Annotated in this window: 2 protein-coding genes and 1 pseudogene; all 3 read right to left on the bottom strand. The window is 59.3% G+C overall.

The features are described from left to right. The coding region (gene rnc / locus I5W_RS08280; RefSeq protein ID WP_044528868.1) for a ribonuclease III at positions 1–936 on the bottom strand (936 nt) is incomplete at its 3' end. Positions 937–1,130: 194 nt separating this feature from the next. Beyond that, the gene (gene lepB / locus I5W_RS08285; protein ID WP_017450841.1) at positions 1,131–2,045 is read right to left on the bottom strand and encodes a signal peptidase I; all 915 of its coding nucleotides are present in this window, start codon (positions 2,043–2,045) and stop codon (positions 1,131–1,133) included. A gap of 1 nt (position 2,046) precedes the next feature. Then, positions 2,047–2,881, bottom strand: a pseudogene (locus I5W_RS08290) (elongation factor 4); the annotation flags it as partial.

Below are 2,881 nucleotides of genomic sequence, written 5' to 3' on the forward strand. Positions count from 1 at the left end.
GGCGCCGGTATGCTTGCCTTCATGGCGAGCGCCGTTCTGGCTGCGCCCGTCCTTCTGCTGTTCTTTCTGTTCTTTCTGCTCTTTTTGTTCCTTGGGCTCCCGGGCCGGCTTGGCTTCCTTGGCCGGCTTGCTCACGGCAGCCTCGGGACGCGGGCTCTTGGCGCTTTCCTGGTCGGGGGCATCGGGCTGGATGGTGGCAATACCGGCCAGCTTCAATTGGGTGGTGCGGGTGCGCGGCTTGCGGCTGGACGAAGGGGTCTTGGCCAGCGCCAGTTGCACCGCTTCCAGCGCCAGCTTGGCGGCAGCCTGCTCGCCGGCGCGGCGGCTGCCACCGGTGCCGAAGACCTGGATGTCCAGCTTGGGCACCAGGCATTCGATCTCGAATTCCTGGCTGTGGGCAGCGCCATGGGTGGCGATGACGTTGTACTGCGGCAGCGGGATTTTCTTGCCCTGCAGGAATTCCTGCAACAGGGTCTTGGCATCCTTGCCCAAGGTCTTGGGGTCGACGTGTTCCAGCACCGGCACATAGAGCGAGCGAATCACCGCGCGCGCCGCCTCGAAGCCGGAATCGAGGAAGATGGCGCCAAACAGCGCCTCCAGCGTATCGGCCAGGATCGAGGGACGGCGGAAACCGCCCGACTTCAGTTCGCCCTCGCCCAGGCGCAAAAACTGCGAGAGTTCCAGCCGCTGGGCGATTTCATACAGGGATTGCTGCTTGACCAGGTTGGCGCGCAGGCGTGAAAGATCACCTTCGTCGATCTTGTCATAGCGCTCGAAGAGCAGCGAAGCCACCACGCAGTTCAGCACCGAATCGCCGAGGAATTCCAGCCGCTCGTTATGCAAGGCGCTATGGCTACGATGGGTCAGGGCCTGCTGCAGGAGCGCAGCGTCCTTGAAGGTGTGGCCTAGCCGTTGTTGCAAGAGTTGAGGATCCATTTTTTCATCCGTCATTCAGTCTGCCGCCCCGATACGCGCAGCGGCGCGTGGATCGGGGAATACCAGCCTGACCAGTCAGCGGGATCGGTTCAAAGCAAAGCTGAAAACTGCTCCGGGTCTGCCTCCACAATGCGAAATTGCCAAAAGGAAACTGCGGAAACTACGAAAGCTGCTCGGCCAGGATGCGGCGCGCTTTAGTGGAAGCTACCGATCCGCGTAATATCGCCAAGGTTCATCCAGACAAAGAATGCCTTGCCGACAATGTTCTGATCCGGTACGAAGCCCCAGTAACGACTGTCGAGGCTGTTGTCCCGGTTGTCTCCCATCATGAAATACTCGCCCGGGGGCACCGTGCAGGCGAAACCATCGGCGTTGTAGGTGCACAGTTCGTGATGCGGGAAGGCATCCGGGTTGGGCACGAAGTTGGGGGCACGCTCATCGGTGAGGATCTTGTGCTCCACGCCGGTCAGGTTTTCCTGCCATTGCTTATAGTACGTCAGATTTTCCTGATCCAGATAATCCGGCAGCGCTTTATAAGAAATTTGTTCACCATTGATCGTTAAGCGCTTGTTTTTATAGACTATTTTATCACCAGGAACGCCAACCACGCGCTTGATGTAGTCCACCGACGGATCCTTGGGGAACTTGAACACCATCACGTCGCCACGTTGCGGCTGGCTCACTTCGATGATCTTCTTGTTGATGATGGGCAGGCGGATGCCATAGGTGAATTTGTTCACCAGGATCAGATCGCCCACCAGCAGGGTCGGCACCATCGAGCTGGACGGAATCTTGAACGGCTCGTAGAGGAAGGAGCGCAGGCAGAACACCAGGGCGATGACCGGGAAGAAGCTGCCCGAATATTCGATCCAGGCCGGCTGCTTCAGATGGTGCGCCTGCAAATCTGCACGGCTGCTGGCCACGCTGCCATCACGCTTGATGCCCTGCGCCTCATCGCGCGCCACGCGGGCGTCGAACTCGGCCAGGGCAGCATCGGCGCGGGCGCGGCGCTGCTTGGACAGGAAGAAGGTGTCGGCAAACCAGATCACGCCGGTCACCAGCATCAAGACGAAAAGAATCAGTGCGAAATTGCCCAACAAAGCCTGCATGTTATTTATCTTCCACTTGTAAGATTGCCAGGAATGCTTCCTGCGGAATTTCGACCGAGCCCACCTGCTTCATGCGCTTCTTGCCGGCCTTCTGCTTTTCCAGCAGTTTGCGCTTACGCGAAATGTCACCGCCGTAGCACTTGGCCAGCACGTTCTTGCGCATGGCCTTGACGTTTTCACGCGAGATGATGGTCGCGCCGATAGCCGCTTGAATGGCCACGTCGAACATCTGGCGCGGGATCAGTTCACGCATCTTGGCCGCCACCTGGCGACCACGGATCTGGGCCGCGGCACGGTGCACGATGATGGCCAGCGCATCGACCTTTTCGCTGTTGATCAGCATGTCCACCTTGACCACGTCGGCGGCGCGGTATTCCTTGAACTCGTAGTCCATGGAGGCATAGCCGCGCGAGGTGGATTTCAGGCGGTCGAAGAAGTCCAGCACGATCTCGGCCATCGGCATTTCATAGGTCAACTGCACCTGCTTGCCGTGGTAGCTCATGTTCATCTGGATGCCACGCTTTTGCGTACACAGGGTGATGACCGAGCCCACGTATTCCTGCGGCATGTACAGGTTGACGGTGACGATGGGTTCGCGGATCTCTTCGATCTTGGACACTTCCGGCATCTTGGAAGGGTTGTCCACCATCAGCAGGGTGCCGTCGCGTTGCTGCACTTCATACACCACCGTGGGCGCGGTGGTGATCAGATCCATGTCGAATTCGCGCTCCAGGCGCTCCTGCACGATTTCCATGTGCAACAGACCCAGGAAGCCACAGCGGAAGCCGAAGCCCAGCGCCTGCGACACTTCCGGCTCATACATCAGGGCGGCGTCG

This window comes from Herbaspirillum sp. B65 (genome assembly GCF_000333555.1).
Taxonomy (GTDB): domain Bacteria; phylum Pseudomonadota; class Gammaproteobacteria; order Burkholderiales; family Burkholderiaceae_D; genus Herbaspirillum; species Herbaspirillum rubrisubalbicans.

Coding starts and splice junctions, on each gene's coding strand:
- lepB (WP_017450841.1), bottom strand. CDS start 2,045: ATGCAGGCTTTGTTGGGCAATTTCGCACTGATTCTTTTCGTCTTGATG.